The organism is Pseudoalteromonas lipolytica, from assembly GCF_001306915.1.
In the GTDB taxonomy this organism is placed as follows: domain Bacteria; phylum Pseudomonadota; class Gammaproteobacteria; order Enterobacterales; family Alteromonadaceae; genus Pseudoalteromonas; species Pseudoalteromonas simplex.
The window spans coordinates 1-537 of sequence record NZ_LJTC01000062.1 but is presented as its reverse complement, the minus strand read 5'-3'; the positions used below and the strand labels follow the sequence as shown (position 1 = coordinate 537).

The 537-nt window shown below is 63.3% G+C and carries 1 protein-coding gene; it reads left to right on the top strand.

Annotation, left to right across the window (positions count from 1 at the left end; translation table 11 throughout):
• The coding region (locus AOG27_RS21435) for a DUF411 domain-containing protein (RefSeq protein WP_200909129.1) at positions 1 to 433 on the top strand (433 nt) is incomplete at its 5' end.
• Positions 434 to 537: the final 104 nt, after the last annotated feature.

The following is a 537-nucleotide window of genomic DNA, read 5'->3' as shown; positions in this document are numbered from 1 at the left end:
TTTTGCCCCCACTCTGGTTGTCTCCGCAGCGCTGCTGATCGGTGCCGGCACCGCACAGGCCGCTATGCCCGATGCGGCGACCCTCTACAAGAACCCCCAGTGCGGCTGCTGCGATGAATATGCCCGCCAACTCGAAGCGCTCGGCGTCGAGGTCACCGTCGTCGACGACGTGCCGATCGGCCAAGTCAAGGAACGTGCCGGACTTCCCTACGGTCTGGGCTCCTGCCATACCATCGAGATGGGCGAGTACATCATCGAGGGTCACGTGCCCTTCGAGGCGGTAGAGAAACTCTTCGAGGAGTACCCCGACACCGACGGCATCGGCCTGGCGGGTATGCCCATCGGCACCCCGGGCATGCCCGGGCCAAAGCAGGATGACTGGAGCGTCTACCAGTTTCGTGCCGGAGAAGCCCAGCCATACATGACGCTGTAACGTCTCCACGTGATGGCAACTGCCCGGGTGAAGCCTCACCCGGGCAGAAAGAGAAAATCGGGCCGCCATGAAGGTGGCGGCCCTCTGGATCAGAAGGCGATGAC